A 26,663-nucleotide genomic window follows, 5' to 3' on the forward strand; every position below is an offset into this window, starting at 1 on the left:
AGTTTAAAAAGGCGCCTTGGTTAGAAGAAGTTTAAGATCGTCGTTCGTCAGGAACAAACCCGCACCCAGATAACTGGAACGTGCACCCTGCTGATCGAAGGCATCGTTGATACCACCGGTAATAAAGATACCGCGATACAAGTTATAAGTCAGACTGCTGCGCACGTTGGTTTCGCTGAACTGGAAGGCTTCAGCTGTGAACTTCAGTTTGCGGCGGAAGAAGTAATAATCGATACCGAAACCACCGTTATTTTCGATCAGACCCCCTTTAAGAGTCAGATCCCAGAAGTTCTTTGCAAACAAAACCGTGAACTTGATCTTGTTGCTGTAAGTTTTCTTTTCAGTGTAAGAGCCTGGTCCCACATCACCGGCACCCGGGCCCGTGACTTCAGTTTTAGTCGTTTCAACCACACCGGCAGGGTCATCAACCACACCAATATAGTAATAACGATCCAGACCCGGCTGGATCTGCACACCAATATAAGACTTGGTTGCGCCAACTTCGTTCAGGTATTCCCCGCGGAACTCAAAGGCTGTCTGGATACGGTTCGCAGAATCAAGCATTCCCCCCAGACCATCGATCGCCGAGGTCAGGTTTTCGGAAGTCTGCTCGTCGCTGATAAGTTTACCCAATGCGCCTTCACCCTTGTTGATACGGGTGGTGATGTCATCCAGGTTTTTAACTGTGTTGGAAAGCTTCTTCCAGGTCTCTTTCAGGCCGGAATCACTTTTATCGTTCATGACTTCCTGAAGGTTCGCCGTGATGCCGTGAATGTCATCCACGATATCGCCGATCTTATCCTTGTTTTCGGTCGTCATTTGCGCCAGATCCCCGGTCAATGTCTCGATATTCTTAACGATACGGCCCAGAACGTGGGCTCGGGTGCCGTCTTCCGAAGTCGCTTCTTTCAGATTCTTCGCCACTTCTTTCAGGGAGCTTGCCACATCAGAAACCTGAGCCATCAGGTTTTCCATGCCCGCCCCGTCTTTAATAGACAGGATCTGAGCGTTGTCTTCCAGTGGAGGATCGGTCGGTGAACCCGGGTAAACTTCGATGTGCTTGTCACCCAAAATACCCTGGGCTTTGATTTCCACGGAAGCGGAAGTCGTCAGCGGAACTTCAGATTTAATAGAGATATCAATGCGGGCCATACCGTCCTGCAGACGGATGTCCTTGATTACACCCACCGGAATACCGGCAGAACGAACTGCGGAGTTTTTAACCAGACCGCCAGCGTTGGGCAGAAGGAACCAGGCTTTTTTGGAACGACCAAGATAAGATGGATCGTCGCTGACCTGCATAGACATGACCGCGATGAGTGAACCCACCACAATCACCATTAATCCGACTTTAAATTCTGCAGCGCGAAGCCAATTCATTGATGTTTCATCCCTTTATTCACAAATTTCTTCACCAGTTCGATGTCCGTGTTGAAGAAATCCTCTGGAGTACCAAATAACAAAACTCGGCCACTATCCAACATCGCGATGTGGTCGGCAATCCTAAACGCAGCGGACAAATCATGAGATACCATGATAGATGTCACACCCTGTTTTAACTTATGGGTACTCAGGATCAAATTATCCACCATTTCTGTCAGAATGGGATCTAAACCCGTGGTCGGCTCGTCATAGATCAGAATTTCTGGATCTAGGGCGAGAGCTCGTGCCAGACCCGTTCTTTTCTGCATACCACCACTGATTTGACTCGGAAGCTTGTGGTAATGTTTGGACTCCAAACCTACCTGGTGCAGCTTTTCTTCGGCTATACGAAGGACTTGGGCCGGCTTCAGTTCACGGCGGTGTTCAAACAACGGGAAGCAGACATTTTCCAGAACCGTCATATCATCAAACAATGCGGCGGACTGAAACAGCACCCCGAAGTTACAGCGGAATTTCGTCAATTGATCCGGATTCAGCGTGGAAAGATCGGTCCCCAAAACTTCAATCGTGCCGGAGGTGGGTTTAAACAGCCCCAGCAAGTGCTTCAACATCACACTTTTTCCGGTTCCGGAAAAACCGATGATCGCCGTCAGACTGCCTTTGGGAATTTCCAGATTGATGCCTTTAAGGACGAACTCATGCCCGCCATCAAAGGACTTTTTCACATCACGCAGTGAAATTGCTGATTCATTCGCCATTATGTAATCCCCACAAGACTGTAGAACAGACGGATCATGTTGGTCGCAAAGTAATCCAGAATGATAATACCAACCATACTTTGCACGACGCCCTGATTGGTGGCTTCACCCACCCCTTTGGCTCCGCCCGTGGTGTTAAACCCGCGGTAGGTGCACATCAGTGCAAAGTAAATCCCGAAGACCATGCCCTTCAAAAGCCCCTCGTTGATATGACGTATTTCAATAAAGTCGGCGATCTTTTGCCAGAACACCGCTTCATCCAAACCCACCATTTTCACACACAGGAACCAGCTGCCCAGCATCGCAATAAAGTCAAACACCGCCACCAGCAATGGCATACAGATAAAGGCCGCCACCAGACGCGGAGACACCAGATATTGCTTGGTGTTCACACCCATCACATCCAGGGCATCGATCTGCTCGTTCACACGCATAGTGCCCAAACGAGCGGCCATCGCACCACCGGCACGAGCCGCAACGATCAGACCCGTCAATACCGGACCCAATTCACGGGTGATACCCAACGCCACCGTCGGACCCACCATGTTCACGGCATTAAACAGTTTAAAACCCAGATACAATTGCAGGGACAGCGCCAGACCCGTGAAACCACCGGTCAGACAGATGATACCGATGGACTGGTTACCAATGAATTCCATATGACGGATGACTTCGGTGAAACGCGATGGTTTCGCGAAAATCAGGCGCATACTTTCATTGAAGAAAATGATGATCTTTCCCGTCGAGGAAACCAGATCGGAAATGGTACCCATAAAGTACCTTCCGACTCCGGAAATCAATTTATACAGCTTTTGCGACAGGGTCATCGTTGGCCTCTGCTTTCATCAAACACAAATCCGACATCCAGGCCGGAGTAAATACGCGGCACGCGCTCGCCCACACTTGTCAGCATCTCCCAGGTGATGCTTTTGGCCTGAACCGCCAGCTCTTCCGGGGACAGGAAACTGCCATCGGAAGCAAATCCGAACAAGGTCACTTCCTGATCCTTAAAGTCCTTAAGGTCTTTACCGCGCACCACTTCAGTCACATCCAGCATCAGATAATCCATGCAGATGCTGCCGACAAGAGGAACTCTTTTGCCTGCAAAAACCACAGAGGACTGATTGGACAAAATACGATGGTAACCATCCGCATATCCAATGGGGACCACAGCAATGACAGAATCCTGCTTGGCCGTCCAGGTGCCACCGTAAGAAACAGTTTCACCGATGTGAAGATGTCTGTAGGTGGCCACATGAGATTTCAAACTCATCACCGGCTTTAGGCCCCCGAAGCTGTTCTGACCCAATGGATTGTAACCATAGATCATCAGCCCCGGGCGCAGACCCCAGTTTTGCATGAACAGCGGATGATCCGCCGGAGTGTTCCCGGCGTCTTTCATCTGCAGAGCGCTCATGATGCCTGCGGAATTCAGAGCATGGCAGAAAATATTAAATGGCTTAAACACCGTGCTGACACGATTCAGATCACGCAACTGGCGGGCACTGATGCCTTGAGAATCCGTGGCATCTTCGCCGTTAAACAGATGAGTCACCAGGGCTTTCAATCGGATTTTTTTATTCTGCCACAGACGATCAAAAAGCTTTTGTGCTTCTTCGGGACGGAATCCCAGACGGTTCATGCCGGTGTCAAACTTCAGGTGAATCCCCACAGGGTCTGCGGCCACGGCCTCCAGATGATCAATCTGTTCCCAGGAACTCACGACCGGTGTCATGTTGTATTCGATGATTTTTTCCGCACCCTCGCGATCAAAACCGCGGAAGACCAGAATTTCGGCATTCACGCCGGAACGACGAAGCAGCAGGCCTTCTTCAATCAGGCACACACCCAGATGTTTGATGCCCAGACTTTCCAGGAAACGCGCCAACTGCACATCGCCGTGGCCATAGGCATTGGCCTTGACCATGGGACACAGAAAAGGGGCTTGCGGAAAGGCCTTCTGCAGCACTTGAATATTGTGCTTCAGATGATCCAGATTAATTTCCGCAAACGTGCGACGGTACATTTCCATTCTTAGTCTCTATTCCGCTGTCACTTCAAATTCAGGCTTGTGGGTTTCCGGAGCCTTGAACAAACAAATTTTATTCCCGCCCTTGTCGTTGATGTGAAGCAAAGCCTTCGTTGCGGATTCATCCAAAGATTTGGCGGAATCACACAAGGAAGGATACTCACTGACACCCAGGCTGATAGACACCTTCATGCCATTATCCATGAACGAAGTGCCTTCGATGATCCGGCGCAGACGTTCCGCGCGCAAAGCCGCACCCTTTTTCGGGCAATGCGGAAGGATCATCGCAAGCTCATTCACTCCGGTACGACAAGTGACATCATTGGTTCGGCTGGTCTTAGTGATGATGGTTGCCACAGCTTTTAGCAACTCATCTCTCACCGCTTCACCCAAAGATGATTCAATCTCATAAAAATCATCCATCGAGATTTTCACAACTGACAAAGGCTGCTTCAGACGGCGGCCGCGGGACACCTCATCACCCAGAACTTTTTGGTAATAGTTGCGATTATAGACTTCAGTGACGAAGTCCTGCACTTCCAGGGAATCGACTTTCTTTTCCAGCGAGAAATGCGAATAACAAAGCGACAGCAGCGTGAACTCTTCGTTCATGCGAGCCACGTCTTCCGCCGGCAGCTGCCCGGAATAAACAAACACACCTTCCAAAGCATTGTGCGCATACAGCGGCAAAGCTTTCGGCGGGCTGAAGTGGAAAGCTTCCACCAGCATTTCGGTAAAGCGCGGAGGCAACAGGCCAATGGCCATTTGCGAGCTCAGCTCTTTCATGTCGTTGGATTCCAGCTGCACACCCACACCCTGGATGTCAGAGCCCGGAATACCACTGGCGTGAGTCGCCACAAAGGAACGAACCGACGGCAGAAACTTGAAGAACACACACAGGCTGCCCGGCAGCTGATTCAGATATTTCTGGATCAGATCCTCTTTGCTTTGTGCGGAACGATATTCACCGATGCGGGTTGAAATGGAAACCGGCGGGGCTTTTTCAGCCTCGGCCTGTTTCATGCTTTTCACCGCCGCCGCGTGGACTTCCTCCATGCGCGATTCGGTGGATTTCAAATCATCAAACAGCTGTTCGTTCTGATAGGTCAGATAAAGTTTTTCACAGGCACGATCCACCGCCCACACCACGCGGGATTCCAGAGCTGCGGCATCGTCAGAAATCACATCCACAAATCCGTGGCTGTTGTACTGGGCCAGAATATCAAACTGGGAAATCGAACTGACCGCCACAAAGCGAATCTCGTCGTTGATACCCTGAACGATGCTGACAAAATCACTCAGCGAACCCGCCAGGGCTGCCGTTGAAAACACCAGAATATGGGGAGCGTTCTCTTTCAGTCTTTGTTCCAGCGTTTCAGGATCCTGGAAGAAATAGGCATCATAGCCGGCTTGTGAAAGATACACTTTCGCCGACGCCCCCAGATCCACATCCGTGGTGAAAACAAAAACCGTAAACTGAGAACTGTAATCGCGAATATTCAATTAAATCCTCTTTCCAGGGCGGCGAATTTCAACATGATATCCGTCGAGCTTGGATTCTTTTTTGGCAGCTGCCATTTTCGGCGGAACAACAAAATTCACCGGAGTCAGTTCATCATCCATATCAGCAAGGCTGGCACCGGCAGCATGCTCCACCGGAATCGCCGTGCTGGTCACAGGCTCTGCCGCCGCAGCGACAACAGTTTCAGCGGAAGCTTCGGCCACGTCGGCCGCCACAAGAATTTCCTCTTCCACTTCAACTTCCTCCTCAACCTCTTCACCCATGAAACCGTCGATGAAGGTCAGCTCATCATTGGCCGGCTGGGATTTCTTTTTCACCGTTTTCTTAACAATCTTTTTAACCATCACCTGGTCTGTCGCTGCGACCGGTTCAGCTTTGACCGGCACAATCTCAGGCAGCTCTTCCAGCAGGTTGTCGATGTTCACATCCAAGGGGGATGCGGCAGGCTCGGGCTGCACCGTGGTTGCCGCAACAAAATTTGCCTCGGCTTCGGCACGTTCCGGTGATTCTTCTTTCAGGCGAGGCAGTTCTTTCATGACAATCACTTCTTCCTCCTCCTGTTTTGGCGCCACCGGGGCTTTCATCACCGCAAGACCCATGGTTTTCTTGAACAGGATCATCACTTTCGTGCCCTGCCCGCGCTGGGATTCCACTTTCACGTCCGCGTTGTGCTCTTTCAAAATTCCGAAGGCCACCGACAATCCCAGGCCCATGTGGTTCTGGAATGAACGGGTTGTGAAGAACGGATCGAAAATCTTTTCGATGTTCGCAGGCTCAATGCCCTCGCCGCAGTCTTCAATGTCCAGATGAGTTCCACTTTCGGATTCATACAGGGAAACCTTGATTTCCTTTTTCGCCATACGTTCCATGGCTTCCACCGAGTTGGTCATGATGTTCACCATCGCACGGGTCACACCATCCACATCCAGATCTTTTGCGTGGGTGTCCTGAATGTCCTTGGTCAGCTTCACACCTTTTTGCGCGAACAACGTATCCAGCTGCTTCAGCGCACGAACCAGCGGGCCTTCAACACGCATGGCATTTTTTTCTTTCACTTCTTCACCGGCATAACCCAGAAGCTTGTCCAGCACAGAGCGGGCCGCTCGGGTTTCGCGAAGAATAGAGTCCGTGCTTTGCACAACTTCGTCTTCCGGAGTTTTCGAAAGAATAATCTGGGAATAACCCAGAATGGAAGCCAGAGGTCCACGCATCTCGTGCGCCAGCGCTGAAGCCACACGCATCGAAGCATCCAGACGTTCTTTGTGAGCGATCTCTGGATCTTGTGCGATAACTTTTTCAACCACCGGCGCCGGAGCTGGTTTGGCTTTCGCTTCGGCCAGCTGGGTTTCCAGGGTTTCAATTTCTTTTTCTGCAGGTGAAATCACCCACAGTGCCGCAGCTGCACCAACCAGCACAAGGCCCGCCCCCAGAAGCAGGAACTGCCACCACAAACCGGTGCGTCCCTTCATCGCCTCTTTCAGTGGAGCCGAACTTAGCACATACAGATTGCTTTGCGGGATCATCTCAAACATGCCGTAAAGATCCTGACCGGAAGCAAGCTTGAAAACAGAACTGCCATGGGACGATCCGCTTTTCTGCGCTTCGCGGAAAACAGGATCATCACGCATCACGGTGCCCAGATATTCCGGCACAGAATGGCCCACGGTCAGGCCCGTCGCCGTCACGATGGAAAATGCACTCAAAGAACCTTTTTGCGCGTCGATCAGGGACTGGAAGGTTTCACCGGAACCGATCAAAGCGTAAGCGCGCGTGCCTTCCAAAAACACCAGCGCCACATAACGGCCGCGCTGGGAATCCTGGAACGGTTTAACAAAGAATCTCATGTCATTGCCACGCGCACCGATGTTGCCGATGGCTGCTTTCACAAATTCTTTGTTCCAGTTGGCTGCTTTGGAATTTTCGCGAACTGCAAGAGCCTGCGGATCCAGTTCAGATCCACGCACAGAAAACGCCGCCACCGCATAGTACGGCGACAAAGAACTCCAGTTGGTTTTTCCTTTTTGGAAACTTTCAGAATTCAAACCTGAAACCAGGCGCTGCAGGGATTTAAGTTCCACCGTCAATGAATGGTTGATGGCACCCAGCTGGGTGCGGGTCTGCGCTTCGACCCAACTCATACGATCACCATAGACAAAACTGTCCGTCCGCCACAAGACAGCGCTGATGAAAACAGTCGCCACCGCAATCAGAACGACGATGAGTTTAACTTTCATTGAGGCAGTTCCTTCCTGTAACTTCTCCGCGCTCTTCCAAGAGCGAGATACCTTTGATTTTATTGTAGTTTTAGAAACTGGTAAGAATCAAGCAAGAGTCCTTTGCAAATGCCACTAAAAGGAGTAGAAGATCCCCACTATGAGTACTCACCGCTGCGACATTTTGATTATCGGCTCTGGCACTGCTGGCTTGGCTTTGGCTCTGAAGCTCTCGGAAAATGGAAAAGTGATCGTACTGGCCAAAGAAAGCGCCGGTGGGACAAACTCGGCCATGGCTCAAGGTGGAATCTCTGCGGTGATGTCCGAAGAGGACAGTTTCGAAGCTCACGTACAGGACACTTTGACCGCCGGAGCCGGTCTTTGCAAAGAAACTGTCGTTCGTGATTATGTAGAGCAAGCCCCTGATCGCATTAAAGATTTAACAAACTGGGGCGTTCATTTCGACGTCCGCCGCCGTGGCTCGGAAGAAACCAACGAAGTGGATTTGACGCGCGAAGGCGGGCACAGCAAACGCCGCATTCTTCACTTCGAGGACCAAACTGGTTTAGAGATCCATCGCACATTACTTGCTCGCGTTCGCGAAAATCCGAACATCACCCTGATGGAAAAGTACTACGCCATCGACCTGATCGTGAACAAAGAAGTCGACCCTGCGGACATGGATCCTGTGACTTGCATCGGCTGTTACGCCCTTAGCAAAGACACCGGAGAGGTGCATACTTTTATAGCAAAAAACACCGCCTTGGCCACAGGGGGCGCGGGTAAGGTTTATCTTTACACTTCCAACTGGGGTGGCGCGACCGGTGACGGCATCGCGATGGCGTACCGAGTGGGCGCTCGCATCGCCAATCTGGAATTCATGCAGTTCCACCCGACGTGCCTGTTCCACCGTGACTCCCGCAACTTCCTGATTTCCGAAGCCTTGCGCGGTGAAGGTGGCGAGCTGATCGACAGCAAGGGTAACGCCTTCATGCGCAAGTATCATGACTTGGGCTCGCTGGCTCCGCGGGATGTGGTGGCTCGTTCGATCGATAATGAAATGAAAAAAACCGGCGCTGACTGCGTTTATCTGGACATGACCAAACTGGATCGTGAATTCCTTAAACAGCGCTTCCCGACAATTTTCAACAAGTGCATGGAATTTGGCATCGACATGAGCACGCAACCCATCCCGGTGGTTCCGGCGGCACACTATCTGTGCGGTGGTGTTTTGACAGATGTCACGGGTCGCACGGATATCACCGGCTTGTGGGCCATTGGCGAAACCGCGTGCACCGGTCTGCACGGCGCCAACCGTCTGGCCAGCAACTCGTTGCTGGAATGCCTGACCACGGCTCACAACTGCGCTGAGGAAATCAAAAAGCACTGGGACAGCTTCAAGCTGACAGACAAGGAACCCAAAGCCTGGACTCATCCTCAGGAATCCAACGATGACGAGATGATCGTGATCAACCACATGTGGGACGAAATTCGCCGCCTGATGTGGAACTATATGGGGATTGTCCGCTCTAACAAACGTCTGGAACGCGCGCAGCACCGTCTGAAAAACATTCTTTCAGAGACCAAAGAATATTACTCCAACATGAAGATCCACCCGGACATTCTGGAGCTGCGTAACATCGCGATCGTGGCGGATCTGTCAGTGGAATGCGCCTTGCGCAGACATGAGTCCAGAGGCATCCATTACAATCTCGACTATCCCGAAAAGAGCAAGACCGCCCACGATACAATCGTGGTTCGAGGCCTGAATTGACTTGCCCGTCCGGGGCGAGTCACGGCAAGCTAAGACAGTATGTACAAACGATCTGAAGGCTTCTTTAAGGGCTACCAAGACATCAACCTTTTCTTCCAGATTTGGGACAATCCCGAAGCGCGCGGCACCGTGATCATCACGCACGGCCATGGCGAACATTCGGAATCCTATCACCGTCTGATCAAAGCTTTTGAAAACGACAAATGGAGTTTTTACGGATGGGATCTGCGGGGGCATGGTCGTTCTGACGGACGCCGCGGTTACGTTGCGGAGTTTGACGATTACTGCAAGGACTACAAAATCTTCCTCGACATGGTTATGAAAGAGGAAAAGGTAAAAAAAGGTCCGGTGATTTTGTACTGCCATTCCATGGGCGGATTGATTCAGCTGAAAACCATGCTGCAAAATTCCGACATCGACTGCACCGCGATGGTGATCAGTGCCCCCCTGCTGGGCCTGACAGTTCCGGTACCGGCTTTCAAAGCCAAAGGTGCTGGCATTCTGAACAAGCTTCTGCCGCAGATCACGATGGGGAATGAGCTTTCCAACGACATGCTGACACGTGATCCGGATGTGATCCGTGAATATGAACAGGATGCTCTTCGTCACACGCGCGTGTCTCCGGGTGCATTCCTGGGGTTCCTGGATTCTTTTGAATTCGTCAACCCTCGCGCCAATCAGCTTAAGAAACCCGCGCTGGTGATTGTGTCTGACGCTGACCCGGTGATCAGCACGATGGCGGCCAAAGCGTTGTACGAACACCTTGGCACCACTGAAAAAGAGCTTTACGTCTATCCGGGCGCAAAGCATGAATTGATCAACGATACGATCCGCCCGACTGTGTATGCGGATATCAAAAAGTTCCTCGACGGTTTTTTGGAGTCTAAGTAATGAGATATTTTTTGGCCTTGACCACTGTTACAATTCTGTCTGCCTGCGCTACCAATTACGAAGTGACTCCATCCGGTCGCACTCTGCGCACTTCTGACGAATACATCGAAGTTCTTGAAGACAACTCTGACAAGCTTCGCACCTACAGCGGTTTTTACAACGTGCTGGATGTTGAAGGCATTCAGTTGAATTCCAAAGTCGCGGCAGCCCAGCTGGATCAGAGCATGCGCCTGTATCAGTGGACCGAAGAAAAATACACAGAAGAAAAAGCCAAGTTTGAACAGCGTCTTTCCAAACAGTCTGAATTCTTTGTGACCTTCTTTACGCCAGAAAGAAAGAACGACGACCTGTACAAAGCCGACACTGTATGGAGAATCTTCCTGGATGTGGACGGTCGTCGCTTTGAAGGCAAAGCCACAAGAATCAAACTGCCACTGGCTGAAATCCAGGGTCTGTACCCGATTCACAACCGCTTCTCGACACCTTACACCTTCACGTTCCCGGTCCCGATGATTTCCATCGAGGGCAAGGACCAGAAGCTGACCATCACCGGTCCGGTAGGCTCAGGGACTTTGAACTATAAATCTTCCAAATAAAAAAAGCCCGCTCTGGAAGCGGGCTTTTTAGTTTTAAGAGCGCTTGAATCGGCGCATGACTTCCATTTCAAACAGGGGCTTTGCAAGTTTGGCGATCTTCAAACCCACGCCGGTCAGACCCGATGGCTCAACCACTTCCAGATCGTGCAACACGGCTTCGCGGATGACTTCAGCATACTTGCCCGGAGTCATTGATTCCGACGGAATCACAAAGTTTTTAGAATACAAAGTTTCGATTTCATCAAACATGCGGGTTTTGATTCCCGGAGTGATCAACAACAGTGTGCTGACGCCGGTGTCTTTCAGCTCCAGACGGATGCAGTTGGTGAAAGCCATCACTGCCGCCTTGCTTGCCGCATAGGTCGAAGCACAAGGAAAGTTCATATAGGCTGAAACGCTGGAGTTATTGATGATCTTTCCGCGCTTTCTTTTCAACATGCCTGGCAGCACCCCTTGAGTCAGGTGCACCAGCGCATTCACATTCACCTGCAGCATTTTGTAAACATCATCGATGGGCTGATCTTCAATCAGCCCCCCGGTCAATACACCGGCGTTGTTGAAAAGGATATCCACCGGCACATCTTTGATTTGTTCCAGCAAATGTTCAACCCCTTCACGGGTCGAAAGATCCGCTTCCCAGATGTTCACGGACTTGGCGCCCAGGGACTCAAACTCTTTAATCACTTCAGCGTCTTTTTTTCTAAGCACCAGATGCAGATGGGCTTTGTCTTCCGCGCAGATTTTCGCAAAGGCACGGCCAATTCCGCGGCTGGCTCCGGTGACGAGCACATGACGATTTGTGATTTCCATAGAGTTTATCCTTCCTTGATAACCGTGCCGGGCCCCAGGCCCCAGGACTTAAGAATTTCAATTTCCTCGGACGCGGAAGTTGCTTTTTTGAATTTCGCCCCGGACTGACCGCTGACGCGCTTCTGACAACTTGGCCAGTCACGATGACGGTACACAAGTCCGCCCAGATTGCTCAGGTAACTGAAGGCCGCTTTCTTTTTTTCACCGGGACCTTTCATTTCTGGCAGACTGGTGTCAGCAGGAACCTGCAGCAGATCGTACGGATACTGATCCAGACTGCCCGAGTACAACGACACATAGTCGTTCTTTGAAAACGCCACCGCAATACGGTCGCAGCGTTCATTCCCCGGTGTTCCTACGTGACCACGGGAATAGTGCCATTCAATCTTGCCTTGCGCCCCGCGGGCCGCAACGACGTGGGACAGATCTTCCCAGATGTCCTGGTTGGAAACTTCGCCGCCTTCAGCCGTTTTCCAGCCGCGGCGACGCCAGCCGTGCACCCACTGGGTGATCCCACGGATCAGATAGGTGGAGTCCGTATAAAAACGCACTGGCACCTTCATGTGCGCTACGGCCTTCAATGCCTCAAGGGCGGCCGTCATCTCCATGCGGTTGTTGGTGGTGGATCTTGCACCATCCCCCAGTTCCTGCACCTGATTGTCAGGGTAAAGAATCACACTGCCCCAGCCACCAGGGCCGGGATTGCCGGAGCACGCTCCGTCGGAATAAATCATGATATGATCGCGAGTATTTGTAGACACGCCACATCCTTACGAGCCAGGCCTTTTCTGTCAATGCCCTGTGCGTAAGCCGCTACGTTGAGGCCATGTTTCTGCGTTTTTGGGAAACAGCAAAGTCTTTGGACAGTCCTGGACATTTTATCGCTTTCCCCGGTGTGGCCTTGTAACGCGAGAGAATCTTTTATAGAACTCCTTATCCAATTTCACCAAGGAGTCTACTATGAAGAAGATTGGCATTGCCTTGTTGTACAGTCTGGGAGTGTCTTTTACTGCCTCCGTGAAGCTTGTGAACTAATGACTTGTTTGGCAAAATTTCTTTTATTGTTGGTCGCTGTGGGCTGGACTGTTCCGACCTTCAGTCAAGCAGCCGCACCCCGCCCTTTGATTTTGTGGTTGCACGGTTGCACACAGTCAGCACAGGAGTTCATGGGGCTGACGGGCCTTGCGGAAAAACAGCAGTGGATGGGGTTGGATGCAATCATCTATACTCCCGAGCAGTCTGTTCTTAAGAATCCATTGACCTGCTGGAACTGGTTCCTGCCTGCCAATCAAAAGCGCAATCAGGGAAAGCTGAAGGAAATCACCGACCATATTCAAGACCTCGTCAAAAAAGGTCTGGTGGATCCGGAGCAAATTTATGTGGGTGGGTTTTCCGCCGGAGGTGTTCTGGCGGCTCACTTTGCCTATTGTTATCCGGATATTTTTAAAGCCGCCTTGATTCATTCCGGTGCCCCCTACAGAATTTTAAGTCGTTACCGGCAGGCCGAAAATGACTTGGGTGAAAAGGCCATAAAATGCAGTCGCGACATTTCCCACAGGAAACTACAGGAAATCGTCATCGTGCGCGGTGAAAAGGACAAGATATCCACCAGCAGTCATGCTCAGAAGTCTTTGCAGCAGGGGCTTTATTTTTTGAATCATTCGGATGACGGTCAGCTGAACTCCTCTTTCACGAAGGTCGCAGATTCTGAAGATTTCATTCGTTGGAAGGCTTCCGGGGGTGCGGTGGTTTCTTATATTCGTGTGCCGGGCATGGGACACGCGTGGAGTGGCGGGGCTGCGGGATACACCTTTGCTTCGCCAAACACCTTCGATGTGACGATTCTTTTTCTCAGTATGATAAAGTCCCGTTCCCGCTAAGCGTTCGCACAGAAGTTCGAGACGCTTTGCCTTAGGACCCCTGTATTTTTTTGAGACAAGATCTCCCCTGATATTCCACAATGAGTAGAATAATATTCAGATATCCGGGGGGATGTGTGAAAAAGAATAGGTTGGCGGCTTTGGCCGGGGCGTCCATATTGGTTCTTTCTTTTCAGAACTGTGCACCGCAAAGTTTGCGTTTTGATATGGACTCTGAAACGGCCTATCGAATTGACGGTGAACTTCCCGAAAATGCCAAACTGTCCGAGTTCCAAACGGAAGAATCTGTGGAATACCCATCGACACAGTTGGTTCTGGTGGTCGATAACTCCCAAACAATGAAGCAATCACAGGAAGAACTGGTGGCTCGTATCGACGGTCTGCTGGCCTCTTTGGCGACGAAAAAGGTGACTGTGCAGCTTATGTCCACCTCCAGTTATCTTAACCCCTCTGGCACTTTGATTTATGGAAGCCTGAAAACAGGCAGCGAAGTTTATGTGAACGACATTTCAGAGCTGGCCGCCAATGACACCCAAGCCATTGCTAAAACGATTTATGGTGGAAGTCCACAGTCTATTGTGCTGGACCCCCGTGATTCGGCGTCTGTTCGTCAGTCTCGCGTGAATAGTATCAAACAATCCGTGCTGAATATGGGAACTGCGGGAAGTGATAATGAATCCGCTCTGTGTTCGATTGTTCAGTTCGCGGCAAACAAATATCAGAAGCCTGCGACAAATGAAAAGGTGGTCTTCTTCGTTTTGACGGATGAAGACAATTATCAAGGTCGTCATTGTATGAATGATCTGGTTTATAACTATGACCGCACGATGTCTGTCGTTTATAAAAGAGTCAGCATTCCATTTACGTTCACGGGGGTGGGCTATCGCGACGGAGTCAGCACGAACGTCGAAACGCGCACTTTCTATGGTTACAACTATCTGGCAAAAGGACAAAGTGAAGCAGGCTTGGCAGGACAGAACTGTCAGGGCGAGGACTTAAAGCGTGTTCAGGACAGTATGGCTGCGCTGGTTGGCAAGACAGCCTCTTATAATGGGGTGAATTTCCATTTTAACGAGGTTCAGCTGACCGAATGTAAATACACCGAAGTCGTTTCCACATACTATGTAGAGGAAAGCGAAGGTTTGACGGACTATTGTTCTCAGGCCTATCGTGGTCATGCGAATATCATGGCTTATCTTGCTTCCATTTACCCAGGGACTGCTGGGACTCAGGCCTGTAAAATGACGGGCCCGACAGGAGTGCGCCGTGGAATTGTACGCTCGGGGTATTTGCTGGAGGGCGGAACTGATACAGCCGAGAACTTCCTTCGCGATATTTCCAGGACGGCTCTGCAAGGAAACTACTTTATGGCGGTCGTGGGCAATACCCACGGTCAAAGCTGCGCGCTGAAAACGGGGCAGTCTTATGCGGAAACCTTTGAACGCCTGCAAAGCTCCAGTCCTGGCGTTGTGCAGACCTATTCCCTGTGTCAGGACGATGACGGATATAAAAAAGCCTTTGATAAAATCGCTTCGTCTGTTTCGTATATCAGCCAGGAGTTTCCCTTGGAGATTCCCGAGGGTATGAAGATCCGTGATGTGCTGTTAAAGAGAAAGAGCAGTACAGAGCTTGAAAAGGTCAAGGCCGATCAGTACGACGTGGCTGATGGTAAAATCAAATTCAGCCTTAAACTTGCCAAGGGAGACAAGCTGACCGTCGTCGTCTTCTAAGGCGACCCTAGATGACGTTCTTACCTGTGCACTCAAAACTAGAAATTATATCCTTGAAGTCTTTTGGAATTTCAAACTTCCGGCTGCGAATGATATCAATTGAAGTTTGGCCGGGCTCGAAAGACGTGTCGAAAACATAGTGCGTGCCTTTACAATGAACATAAGCCTTTATACTTGCTACCACTTGACCGGTTCCACCCAGACTATCCATTGATGCTAACAACAGAATTGCCGCCGATCTCCCATTGATCGTACCCAAAGATTTATATACGGCACTACCCCTCATAATCTTTTCCGCTACCGAGTCTTTTTCTGAATACTCATTTGTCAAACGAACGGCCAACCAATTTTTGTTTTCAGTGCCTTTTTTGTCCCCACCACAAGAACGTGTTCTTTCGAAAACCAATCCCAAAGAATCTGATATTTCATCACCGCCACCATTTGGCAGCAGCGAGAAACATTTTTTAGGATATATGGCCGAAAAGAACGGATTCTGAAACTTAGTATAGTCCTTGGAAAATTGCCTAGAACCCACCCAACGGAATTTCTCTTTCTCCAATAGAAAGCCAACTTCATTCCTAAGAACCTCAGCCGCAGTAAGACTCTGTTTCCCCAACCCCGTAGACGAAATGAGAAGTATAATCAAACAGAAATAAACCTTCACCAACCCACTCACTTTCTTCTAATTAAGACATCTCTCTCTGCAATTTTTCCATCAATACCGACAGAAATAGTGGCTTTTCCACTATAAAAGTTCTTCCCAGTGAAATAGAAATCAAAATCACCATCACTCGTATTATAGTGAATTGCTAGACCATTTTTCAAAGAAACATATGAGTACCTATATCCATTTCGAACTCTGTACTTCACGAAAGAAGACCTTTTAAAGCTATACTTTAGACGATCGATTTGAATCGAAATTCGATCCATCACATTTTCAATAGGCCTGTTTGAAGAGCCTGTCATTTTACCTTTTATTACAAGCGCTTTTTTGAAGTATAGACTGTACAAATCCGCTCTAGAAATATCCAATTTGTATTTCTCTGGTTGCGGTTCAGGCAACTCTGGGTCCAAGTATGGGTCTGCACTTTGAGAAAAATCTATCCTTTCTCTCTGCCCTTTTTCTAGGGAGCCGTTAGCACTATTGACCGCGTTAATTTCTCCATTTTCATCAAATCCTAGACGCACTACCGAGTATTCAGTATCGTCTGAGCCAGAGATTTCGACTCGATACACACCGTTCTCTGCAGCCTGAGACAGAAAAGTCATCGAAGCAGATCCACTCGAAACATCTTCAGCATCTCCAATCTCTTCAGGCTCTAGGAAGTAGCTCCCGGGAATAGCATTGGATTGACTTCCGTCGGTAGTATATACAGCTTTGTGCCCGCCAGGAGAAGTAATCGTCACGTCAAGATCACCGATAAAACGAATCTCTATACTTCCTTTACCTGCATTCCTAGCAACATCCGCTAGCGAAGTCTTATAAATCCTCGCACCTCGCACCTGGCTTATTCCATAAAACGTTCCATCATCGCTTCGAACGGCGGGATCAGCCACACTATATCCATACTTACCCGTCTCATCTACCGCCATTTTTGATGCGACCACGAAATGGGCTTTGGTAGCTAGATGTGGCTCCCGAATAGAAGGCACCTTCAAAACAAAAGGATTTCCCTCACAAAGCTCTCTATCCAAGTCATCGCTCAATCCCTCTGGAATAAAATTTAAAGCCCTTGAAAAATCAAAAGATTTGAGTGAATTTACCGAACACTCATTAGCCTCTCCACCATTCAGCTCACACGTTTTTTTTGCAGATCGCCTGCCGTAGTTTACCGCACCGTGAATAATTACCCCACCGCTTGCGTCATACGCTCCAAACCCCTGAAACTCCGAAACAGTTCCAGACCAAAACGTCGGGGATTTAAAGCCTTTATTGACACTACCCGGATCTAAGTCCTCACCCAGAACAGTTTTCTCGATCCCATAGTACTGATAGAGCATCGCCAACGAAGTCGTCATACAACCAAGCGCACTCATTCTCTTTGGTTGATTGGCATATTGATCACCACCCCATTTTGGGTCTTTCTGGACAAAACGCCGAGGTAGCTCTTTAGCTTTACACAAGACGTGCAATTCCCCCAGGGACTGGTTGTTCGACAGATTGACCTCCGGCACCAACCCATCCCCATTAATGGTAGCTTTTAAGACTCGCAAGCCCCTCTGTGAAAACTGATACTTGATTCGGAATGGAATTTCAACATTAGCCCCGTTTGCAAATCGAGACGCAGGGACACTTTCATACTTAGTACCGACTCCATAATCCAATGCGACAGTAACAGATCTTGAATCATTAGCTGAAATGCCGGAGGCCGACGCCGTAACTTTGACCTCAACTTCATCAGCCAAATTGATCCCGGGTTTCGCATCTGCCTCCATTGAAGCCAATGGAATTTGCGGCATACCAACAGCAAAGTCAACATCACTCGGGACAACCGACTTCTCAAAGAGAGTTAAGCTCTCTGCAAGAATAAAGTTATGTCTCTTCTTGTCATGGGTGTTATTGCCATAGAAATGTATTGTTCGGTAGGGCTTCTCACAGTCGACCACTAAAGTTTCTAACTTTTCCGAATCCGCTACTGGCGCAATATACTCAAAATATTGCTCTCGCTCTTTTTGCAATGGGGTTGGCGGCAGCAGTTGTCCGATACTGACGGTACAGTTGGGATTTTCAATTGTGCCTTCCACATAGACTGTAAATGCATTTGCTGGAATGTAAGCTGGAGGAGGGTTGAGCACCTCGTATAAGCTCGCTTTAGGAACCATCAAGCGGAAGGTCGCGCGAAGCCTCTGCACCCCTCCAACATCAATGAGAACCTCCGTTGCGCCAGTCCGGTTCTCCACCCCTTCACAGTTGGTATAGACGTAGGGATCCGTATAGGTCGTTGAAATACACTTTTTAATAGTTGTCTTAATTGAGAGATCACTTCCAACATATCTATGAATCTGCTGGAAATTATAAGCCGGGTTATCTGTATTTGCAGCCTGGTAAGGATTGTTAAAAAGTACTGGGTCGCTATAATTATAGAATAACGATCCAGCACCAACAGACGGGTTATCAATTACGTAAACATGATCACTCGCATTCGCTACGAACCCCAAGCTGGCAATCACTAAAGACAGAACCTTCAATAGCTTCATTCACTACTCCATTTGAAAGCTAATCATTCAGTAAACACAAAAATTTGTTTAAACAATTTCCTGTTATTTCCCGCTTTCTAGATGGACGTCCTGTGGCCAAACTAAACCCAAAGGACTTCCCAACACTTAAATTGCCAATTCATTCCTTTAGATAGCCGGAATTGGCCCGGTGACCAAACCTTGGACAGTGACCTTGGGTCTTATTGCAGCTCAGGTCTGATTTTAGTGGCACCCGATTCGCAGTTGTAATGGTTCTGAGGTGGCCTATGTCTTTTACTATTCGTCCTATTGTTGGATTCCTGATCAGTGCTCTGATGGCAGCGCCCGCGTTTGCCAACAATGCGTCTGTGACATCGGCAACATCCGTGATGCAGGCCCCGAAAAAGGACGGCCGCCGCTGGAGTGGCTTTATCAATTCCAGCTATTCCACCAATATGATCGACTATGAAGACGGCTCCCGTGGGGAATCCATGGACTATATGGCCCGCTTCAACCTTAAACTGAACAACACCTTCACCGCTCGCGTTCAGGGTGGTTATGCGCAAGACCTGAAAGACTCCCAAAACGATTCTTTCAGCAACACCACTTTCAGTGTGAACCGCACCCCGTTTGAGGTGGGTAAGCGTCTTTCCATGAACTATCGCGTGGGTATGGTGGCGCCGACTTCCAAAGACGCTCAGAAAAGACAGAACATGATTACGGCCCTGACGGCGGGAACGACTTTCATTGTCAATCCGGACTATCTCATTTCGGGACTGGATATCACGGCGACCCTGGGATTCAACCGCAACTTCCACCAGTATGAAACCGCCCTTGATGGTGCTGTGAACACAGAATATTCCTCAAACCAGGGTTTGTCCTTTGCTTATTCATTTGCCAACGGCATTTCCCTGTCCGCGGACTTTATTCATATGAACACCTGGTCTTACCAGCGTGTGATGCGTGATTCCTTCGATTTCTCTCAGGAAATCGGTTATGAAATCAATCCTACGTTCTCGATTGCAGTGGGTCACACCAACAGCGGATCGACTTTGAAACCAAATGGAACTGATTCCAACATCGACCTTATGGACGAAGACACGTCCATCGTTTACGGCTCTGTGACTGTTGTATTCTAAGGAACTTCATGAAACTGTGGCTGGCAATTCTCATTCTGATTTTGAGTTTCCAGCCGCACGCGCAGGCCACCACCCCACAATCCGGTTTTGACATCGTCTTTGATATCGACTGGACAACCTTTTACAGCGTCAAAAATCCCGAAGACCACAAAGGTGACCGCCAGATCCGCGTTGTCGAGGACAAAGCTTATCGCCACACTGATTTTTTGCCGGAAATGATTGAAGCCCTGATGCAAAGACATCCGGATGTGCGCATTTCATTTTTCAGCGGCGGCACCAAATCCCGCAACGAAACCCTGCTGTCGCAGGTGCATCTGTCCGACGGAAGATCCCTGCTGCAGATTGCCCATCGCGTGTTTTCCAAAGAAAACCTGCAGGTGATTTCTCAGGATGAGACACTGGCATTCCCTGCCCGCTTTAAAAAGAATTTAAGCCTGGTCATGCCCGAAGCACTGCCAGCCCGCACGATTCTGATTGATGATCAGACAGACTTCGCAGTGAAGCCCCATAAAGCGGTCAGCTCTTTGGGGATCTTTGACTACTTTAAAAGCTTTGACCCTTCCATGGCGGGCAAACCCTATGCACCGGCCTCTTTGGAAGCTTGGAGCATGGAACGAAATAAGGCCCTGCTGTGGCTGGCGATGCTCGACACCGCTCTTGAAAACGCCCGTGTTCATGGCGACTTGGCCTCTGAAGCCCAGATCCAATGGAATCAACGCCCTCAGAACCGTTTCACTCTGGAAAAGGGCCGGATTTTGATTGCCCGCCCGAAAGCCCCTGCCTGCGGGCGCGTGTTCTAGATCACTGATCCTTCCACACCAGATTCATCAGCTTAATAAAATACAGATCCTGAATGGCATCGTAGGTCAGCGAATATGCCGTTGGGTAATAGCCGCTGATCAGCACTTTTTCCGGTGACGGAATCAGACTGGCAAACCAGTTGGTTGCAAGAATGAATTCCCTGGTCATCATGGGTTCGGCGAAGTTCATCTTTCCGTCGTAAAAGCCATAGATAAAGGTGCTGGTGAACGGCTGTCCGTTGTATTCGGGCGAACGCAAGTCCACCCAGTGCCAGCCCATCTGCGGAACCCCTTCCGGCGTCGGTGCATAGAAGGGCGGAATCAGCTCTGGTGCCGGTTGCTTCGTACAAACCGCAGCATCATCCCCCAGGCACGTGATCTTCTGACGGTCTGCAGAGCTGATCATGTAAAAGTGAAAGTCAAAATGAGGTCGGCCATAGATTGAATCCGGATCATGCCCATGGGGCATCCAGTCCAGCATCACGTGATTGTACGGAGGCATGGCCATCTCAGTGGGAAGCTCTACGATGAACACTTCAGGCGTATGCTCTGAAAGACCGTCCATGGCGGCTTTGGGGAAGGCCACACCAACGGAGATCGGCTTTCCCTGATCTGTTTCAATGAAGGTCCGCACCGAAGCGTTCCCCATCGGCGTGGCAGGCCCCCACACCATCTCTGCGTTTGCGATTGCTCCATACAGACACACTGACAGCCATAGCAGCAGCTTCATGCTTTCCTCCTTGAAGGGTACCTATAGCCAAACGTTAGAACGGTTTTGAGACAAGATCCTGTGTAGGGAATCAGCCCACTGCAGTGTCTCAAAATGAGAAGAGCCCTAATTGTCCCCTGATCAAACTCTGGACACCTTTCGGGGCTGAAATGCAAATAGTTCAAACTGGAGTGGTTTCACCGTGGCACCTTCAATGCATTTATATCCACTTAGGAGAGAGTCATTTCCCGAAGACCTTTATATTCGATATGGGTCCCGAGAGGTGACATTTTAGGAATGGAGAGAGTTATGTCTAACAAGTCTCAATACGCAAAGGCCTTCACAGCCCTACTGGCTCTGGCAATCTTTGCTACTGGTTGTACAAAGAAAAGGGACGCCGCTTTGCCGGAAGAAGCCCAGGAAAATGTCTTTGCAATCAGTGACATCCCGGAACTGCAAACTGAGAACTCTCAGTACGAAGTTCAGACTGATGACAGTCTCTCTACTCTAAGCCTGGGGGATTCCTCCAAAGCGACGGCGGAAAAAGGTGTGGTTGCGGTTCGCGACACCCAGGTTCCAAAGCGTCTTAAATATATGTTTAAAGGTCTGGAGATGTCCGGTCAGGCTGGCCAGAAGTACTCCATCACTTTCTCTGTTGATAAGCAATTCGTGACAGCTTACAAAATCGTGACTGACACCGCTGAATTGTCCAACCTTGAAAAGCATCTGGCTCAGGTGAAAGAGGAAGTTGTTCTTCACAAACAGCTTCAGAAATCCAAAGACAGCAAAAAAGCGAAGTCCATGGTGGCTTCCCTTAAAAAGATCCGTTCGGAAAAGCAGGCTCTTCTCTCCCAGAAGTCTGCAACTCTGCTGGTTCCTCTGTTCAAATTCAAAATCAATGGCTACGGTGTTTTGCAAAGAGTTAAAAATCAGTTGAACGAAGAGACCTCCACTCTTCGCATGAAAACAACTGACTGGACTGATGCAACTCACATTCAGGTGTCCATCAACCCGGCTGACCGTATGCCGGTGGGTATCGACGCTGCTTCCCGCGGCGATCTGGACCGCACTTTCGTAATGGATAAAATCAACAACAAGTTGATGACTGCTGGCACTTTGAACACTGACTATCAGATCCCAGTGAACCTGGAAAAAGACACTCGCATCCTGACTTTGCTGGATGTCGACGCTTTGCATGTGTTTGAAGTGGGTCAGATCGGTAAAACTGTACTGACAGACTCTCAATTGGCTCAGTTGAAATCCGGTGCTAAAAACGCCAACGTTCGCCAGTGCTCTGACGAACTGGTTAAAGCTCTTCCGGCTGATGCTCAACAAAACTGTATCCTGGTTCTGCGTTACGATGTTCCAGTAACATATGTTCGCCCGGAACTGGCAGCAGTTGACTACGAAGGCAATCAGGACGCGACAATCTCTTTCAAAGATGTTCGCGCTCGCGATGCTGTAGGTCTGGTTCAGATCGCTCAAAACGTAGAAGCTAAAAAAGTAGAGGCGAACACTCAGTTCGACCCGCGCACAACTATCAAAATCGCTGATGTTAAAGGTAAAGAGTTCTTCTATAAGCGCACGATCGAAGACGTGGCATTCTCTGCTGCTTCCCCGGGTCTGGCTGCGGGTATGGCGGGTTCTTTGACTATCGTTAAGTTCGACCTTGAAGAATCCCGTGTGGTTGTTCGTAAGGCAGACCTGATCGCTAACTACAAATCCGGTACAAACGCAGTCGATTACGAAGAACTGATGTCTTTGCCGGTGAAATACCTGAAACTGGAAGAAAAAGATGCAACAGGTGCGAAATACGCGATGGCTCGCCTGGTTGAAACTTCCCGTAAAGACGCCGAATACATGGAATTGGACTGGACGAAGAACTCTCTTCCACAGGACAAATCCCCTTACGCTGCTGTTTATGAAGGTTGCTTGACTGGCATCGCTGATGCTCAAGTGATGGACATGAACATGAAACTGGATCAGGGTGTGTTGAGCTTCACTCAGCAGTACTCCACAGGTCTTCGCTGGTCTTGCATCGGTGACTTCCAGGCCTTTGATGATTACAACGGCACTCCAGGTTACCAGGCAGCGGTTCGCGTAAAAGAACGTGTATCCTTCAAATTGAACGACGGTTCCACTGACAAAGCATTCGTTGAATCCATCCCGTTCTCTGCCCAAAATGCACTGGGTTACGGTGTTTGGACTATCGGTCAGGCTAACCCTGACAAAAACAACCTGCGCGGTCGCGAAGGCACTGAAAAAGCATTGCCAATGGTTCACGACTTCAGAAACGGCAAGAAACTGGTTTACACAGTGACTGGTCTGCCGACTGACAACGCTGAAATGCGCAAGCTTTATATCGAATCCACTGAAGAGCTGGTGAAGTCATGGAACCTCGTTTACAAGCAAGCTTTCAAAGGCTCTGCTTTGGAGCGCGACGGTGATTATATCGAAATGCAGATCGCTGGTGAAAACGGTGTTGAAGCTCACTTGGGTGATCTTGATAAGAACATCATCCACTTCGAGAACAAGCCTGCGGACCACGGTATCCTGGGTGTTTCCCAGGTTGGTTTCAACCCGCGCTCTGCGATCGTGGTTGCTGACTCTTTGATCCTTTACGCTGGTAACATGCTTCAAAGCGTGGGTGCGGACTTCCGCAACATGCAGATCAAACAAGACTGGGACAAGAAGAAAGAGGGCTTCCGTGAGCAAGCTCGTGCTCAACTTGCAAAACAGCAAGCCGAAGAGGCAGAAGCAGCAAAAAAAGCTCAGACTCAGCAAGGCACTGCACAGGACAAAACTGTTGCGGCGACTCAGTTCACTCGCAACATGGTGAGCAAACTTAAAGGTGTACAGACTGATGCTAAATCCAAGATGAAGGCTTCCAACATCCGCGCTTCCATGAACACATTGAAAGCGACGGTTGCAGAACGCAAATCTTTGGGTGGCAACAACAGCTTCAAGTTCTCTTCTCCACAGACTCAGGACGCTTGGATGAGCAAAGTCCACAAAGCAATGTCTGAAAAGCCAAGCATCACTCCTCGTGAAATCGAGACGATCATGGCTCGTGAGATGCTGGCGGCGAAAGGTTCCAAGCTGTCTGCGAAAGAAAAAGCGACTTTGGCTAAAACTGTTAAAATGGGTGAAATCCACGCCAAAATGATGGCGACGATGCAGAACACTCCAGGCTGTATGAAAACATCCGCGGAACTGGCTGATTCCAGCTTCATCGCGATGCCATTCAACCAGGCTTTGAAGATCGAAATCATCAACACTCTGGGTCACGAGATGGGTCACTCCCAGGGCTTGACTCACAACTTCATCGGTTCCTTCGATAAAGCGAACTTCGCCAATGAAGACGGCACTCCGAGCAAACGTAACTACTCTTCCATCATGGACTACCTGACTCCAGGCAAGTTCAACTGGGATGGTCTGGGAACTTACGACATCCGCGCTCTGCGTGCTTCTCACTTGGGTTTGGTTGAAGCGACTCCGGAAACGATTGCAAAACTTGAAGGCAACGCTGCTTCCAAGAATCTTCTTGTTAACGGCAAATTCCTTCACGTGAACACGATCAAAGAAAGCTTCGCCAAAAACGGCTGGGCTAACTTCAACAAGTACCAGGTTCAAGGTGTGTTGAAAGAGTACATGTACTGCACAGACAAAGACGTTGGTTACGAGCCTACGTGTGAGCGTCACGACTTCGGTACTTCCGCTCAAGAGATCGTTGAATCCAATATCAACGACTGGGAAAGCATGTACGTGAACTCGTTCCACTCCTGGGACCGTCTGGTGTTTGATGTTGGAACTTCCATCCGTGCAAGCTCCGCGTCCTCTTACTACCAGTTCCGTATGCGTAAGTTCATGGACGAGTTGTTCTACATGCTGGTTGTTGATAACAGAAACCCTGCGATCCAGGACTACGTACAGGCTTCTTTGAAGACTTACCTCTTCTACACGCAGCTGATCAACACTCCGGATGCGAACTCTTTGTTCCAGAGCAGCGACCGTTTCATCGCGGTTCCTTACGAGAAGAAAGAAGTGAACGAAAAGGGTGAAGAGACCGGCAAGACTTCCATGGACGTTGCGATCGTTGAAAAACGTGCGATCCAGGATATCTCTGTAACCAAAGACCGTCTGGACACTGTAGGCCTTGAGTACGAAAAGATCACGGCTATGGAAATGCTGACTATGAAGGGCTACCCTTCATACAAGTACTACTACAACAGCATCCAGTTCTCGTTCCTGGACTTCGAGAAGTACATCCTGGGCATGGCTCCGCAAAACAGCCTGTTCGTGAACACGATCACGGGCATGATGCTGGATCAGTTGCAACCTACGTTCTCTAACGAAGACGTTCAATTGCAGCCAATCCAGGGTGAAAAAGCGACTGTGACTGCCTCCATGAGATTCTATGCTGGTATCCACGCCATCCTGAATCTGGAAGCGTCCACTCTGCGTGACAAAGACAACTTTGCAACTCTGTTCAAAGTTGGTAGCAGCTTGGGTCAAGCTCCATCTGACAGAACGGCTTTGAGCCAGTTGGGTGTATCTGAGAAATCCAAAACTCGTCTGAGCTTCTGGGCTCTGGACAACGCTTTGGCTTCCCAGACTCTGGTTAACGTGGCAGCTCAGAAAAACTTCTTCATCCAGAATGCAGAAGTTCTGAACCCACTGATGCAGAACATGGCGATCCTTCAGCTTCAGAACCTTCTTACTCAGGGTAAGTTGGCTGCGAAACTGGCGGAAGCCAAAGCTGCTCTGACGGCGAAACTGAACGAGCTGAACAAAGATGGCCAGATCGTTTCTGCGGAAATGGTTAAAGCCAACCCAGCATTCAGCATCGAGAATCAGGTTGAGTTGATGACTCAGATGAACGATCAGGTGATTTCTATCTCTGTAGCGGTTCTGACGAAACAACAGGGCGCTCAAGAGGCAGCTGGTGAACTGGCTGGTGAAGCGGCTCAATTGGCAGAAGTTCTTCCATTGATGGCTTTGGACTTCAACGCTCTGAACGAAGCGATGAAAACTGCGGGTGAAGCTCTTAGCAAACAGCAGGGTCTGGAAGTTCTGGCTCAATTGGGTGACATTTCTTCCCAGTTGGTTGATGGCGGCGGTCTGGAAGTTTCCTACGGCATCATCATGAAGAACCTTGAGTTCCTGAACAAACTGACTCTGATGACAAACCCAGAGTACAACAGATAATCAAAAGGCTCTCCTGGCGCGGATTCCTTCTCTCCGGAATCCGC

General features: G+C 49.6%; 19 protein-coding genes. 8 read left to right on the top strand and 11 right to left on the bottom strand.

All coding sequences use genetic code 11. The features are described from left to right. Positions 1–3 precede the first annotated feature (3 nt). Genes BDT_RS15290 through BDT_RS15315 form a run of 6 tightly spaced genes read right to left on the bottom strand, consistent with a single transcriptional unit; the run spans position 4 to position 7,926 of the window. Positions 4–1,380, bottom strand: a complete 1,377-nt coding sequence (locus tag BDT_RS15290; RefSeq protein WP_041577944.1) for an MlaD family protein — start codon at positions 1,378–1,380, stop codon at positions 4–6. Further along, on the bottom strand, positions 1,377–2,141 hold the full coding sequence (locus BDT_RS15295; protein ID WP_011165485.1) for an ABC transporter ATP-binding protein: 765 nt from the start codon (positions 2,139–2,141) through the stop codon (positions 1,377–1,379). Before BDT_RS15295 ends, BDT_RS15290 begins: the two co-directional genes overlap by 4 nt. Continuing rightward, entirely contained in the window at positions 2,141–2,914 is a 774-nt protein-coding gene (locus BDT_RS15300) for an MlaE family ABC transporter permease (protein WP_235046155.1), read from the bottom strand. The genes BDT_RS15295 and BDT_RS15300 overlap by 1 nt, the downstream gene beginning before the upstream one ends. Before the next feature lie 50 nt (positions 2,915–2,964). Then, a complete protein-coding gene (gene alr / locus BDT_RS15305; protein WP_015092143.1) occupies positions 2,965–4,173 on the bottom strand; it encodes an alanine racemase in 1,209 nt (402 codons plus the stop codon). A gap of 9 nt (positions 4,174–4,182) precedes the next feature. Then, on the bottom strand, positions 4,183–5,673 hold the full coding sequence (locus BDT_RS15310) for a GGDEF domain-containing protein (protein WP_015092144.1): 1,491 nt from the start codon (positions 5,671–5,673) through the stop codon (positions 4,183–4,185). Continuing rightward, complete coding sequence (locus BDT_RS15315; RefSeq protein WP_015092145.1) at positions 5,674–7,926, bottom strand: sensor histidine kinase; 2,253 nt, start codon at positions 7,924–7,926, stop codon at positions 5,674–5,676. Between the two features lie 139 nt (positions 7,927–8,065). Here BDT_RS15315 and nadB point away from each other — a divergent pair, with 139 nt between their 5' ends. From nadB to BDT_RS15330, 3 genes are read left to right on the top strand one after another with little or no spacing between them, the layout of a single operon-like run. Further along, a complete protein-coding gene (gene nadB, locus BDT_RS15320) occupies positions 8,066–9,679 on the top strand; it encodes an L-aspartate oxidase (RefSeq protein ID WP_015092146.1) in 1,614 nt (537 codons plus the stop codon). A gap of 39 nt (positions 9,680–9,718) precedes the next feature. After that, positions 9,719–10,570: an alpha/beta hydrolase gene (locus BDT_RS15325; protein WP_015092147.1), complete on the top strand. Its 852-nt coding sequence runs from the start codon at positions 9,719–9,721 to the stop codon at positions 10,568–10,570. Further along, on the top strand, positions 10,570–11,166 hold the full coding sequence (locus BDT_RS15330; RefSeq protein WP_080602429.1) for a hypothetical protein: 597 nt from the start codon (positions 10,570–10,572) through the stop codon (positions 11,164–11,166). The genes BDT_RS15325 and BDT_RS15330 overlap by 1 nt, the downstream gene beginning before the upstream one ends. A gap of 33 nt (positions 11,167–11,199) precedes the next feature. On the opposite strand, the gene BDT_RS15335 is transcribed toward BDT_RS15330, so the two are convergent. Both BDT_RS15335 and rnhA read right to left on the bottom strand, forming a co-directional pair. Beyond that, positions 11,200–11,976: an SDR family NAD(P)-dependent oxidoreductase gene (locus BDT_RS15335; protein ID WP_015092149.1), complete on the bottom strand. Its 777-nt coding sequence runs from the start codon at positions 11,974–11,976 to the stop codon at positions 11,200–11,202. A 5-nt stretch (positions 11,977–11,981) separates the two neighbouring features. After that, positions 11,982–12,737, bottom strand: coding sequence for a ribonuclease HI (rnhA, locus tag BDT_RS15340; protein WP_200859541.1), 756 nt, complete (start codon positions 12,735–12,737; stop codon positions 11,982–11,984). 282 nt (positions 12,738–13,019) lie between these two features. Between rnhA and BDT_RS18985 the strand changes: the two genes are divergently transcribed. Both BDT_RS18985 and BDT_RS15350 read left to right on the top strand, forming a co-directional pair. Further along, positions 13,020–13,856 carry an extracellular catalytic domain type 1 short-chain-length polyhydroxyalkanoate depolymerase gene (locus tag BDT_RS18985; protein ID WP_158320247.1) on the top strand — a complete coding sequence of 279 codons (837 nt, stop codon included), beginning with the start codon at positions 13,020–13,022 and terminating at the stop codon, positions 13,854–13,856. Positions 13,857–13,972: 116 nt separating this feature from the next. After that, positions 13,973–15,586: a hypothetical protein gene (locus BDT_RS15350; protein WP_015092152.1), complete on the top strand. Its 1,614-nt coding sequence runs from the start codon at positions 13,973–13,975 to the stop codon at positions 15,584–15,586. A 7-nt stretch (positions 15,587–15,593) separates the two neighbouring features. Here the strand turns inward: BDT_RS15350 and BDT_RS15355 are convergent, their stop codons facing one another. Together BDT_RS15355 and BDT_RS15360 are read right to left on the bottom strand one after the other, a co-directional pair. Continuing rightward, the gene (locus BDT_RS15355; RefSeq protein WP_158320248.1) at positions 15,594–16,232 is read right to left on the bottom strand and encodes a hypothetical protein; all 639 of its coding nucleotides are present in this window, start codon (positions 16,230–16,232) and stop codon (positions 15,594–15,596) included. 26 nt (positions 16,233–16,258) lie between these two features. After that, positions 16,259–18,784 carry a cell adhesion domain-containing protein gene (locus BDT_RS15360; protein ID WP_015092154.1) on the bottom strand — a complete coding sequence of 842 codons (2,526 nt, stop codon included), beginning with the start codon at positions 18,782–18,784 and terminating at the stop codon, positions 16,259–16,261. A gap of 266 nt (positions 18,785–19,050) precedes the next feature. Between BDT_RS15360 and BDT_RS15365 the strand changes: the two genes are divergently transcribed. Together BDT_RS15365 and BDT_RS15370 are read left to right on the top strand one after the other, a co-directional pair. Continuing rightward, the gene (locus BDT_RS15365; RefSeq protein ID WP_015092155.1) at positions 19,051–19,902 is read left to right on the top strand and encodes a hypothetical protein; all 852 of its coding nucleotides are present in this window, start codon (positions 19,051–19,053) and stop codon (positions 19,900–19,902) included. Between the two features lie 8 nt (positions 19,903–19,910). After that, positions 19,911–20,702, top strand: coding sequence for a hypothetical protein (locus tag BDT_RS15370; protein ID WP_015092156.1), 792 nt, complete (start codon positions 19,911–19,913; stop codon positions 20,700–20,702). Between the two features lies 1 nt (position 20,703). On the opposite strand, the gene BDT_RS15375 is transcribed toward BDT_RS15370, so the two are convergent. After that, entirely contained in the window at positions 20,704–21,432 is a 729-nt protein-coding gene (locus BDT_RS15375; RefSeq protein WP_148278863.1) for a DUF5602 domain-containing protein, read from the bottom strand. Positions 21,433–21,720: 288 nt separating this feature from the next. On the opposite strand from BDT_RS15375, the gene BDT_RS15380 reads away from it, so the two are divergent. After that, entirely contained in the window at positions 21,721–26,619 is a 4,899-nt protein-coding gene (locus BDT_RS15380) for a hypothetical protein (protein ID WP_015092159.1), read from the top strand. The last annotated feature ends 44 nt before the right edge of the window (positions 26,620–26,663 follow it).

Source organism: Bdellovibrio bacteriovorus str. Tiberius (assembly GCF_000317895.1).
Classification (GTDB): domain Bacteria; phylum Bdellovibrionota; class Bdellovibrionia; order Bdellovibrionales; family Bdellovibrionaceae; genus Bdellovibrio; species Bdellovibrio bacteriovorus_F.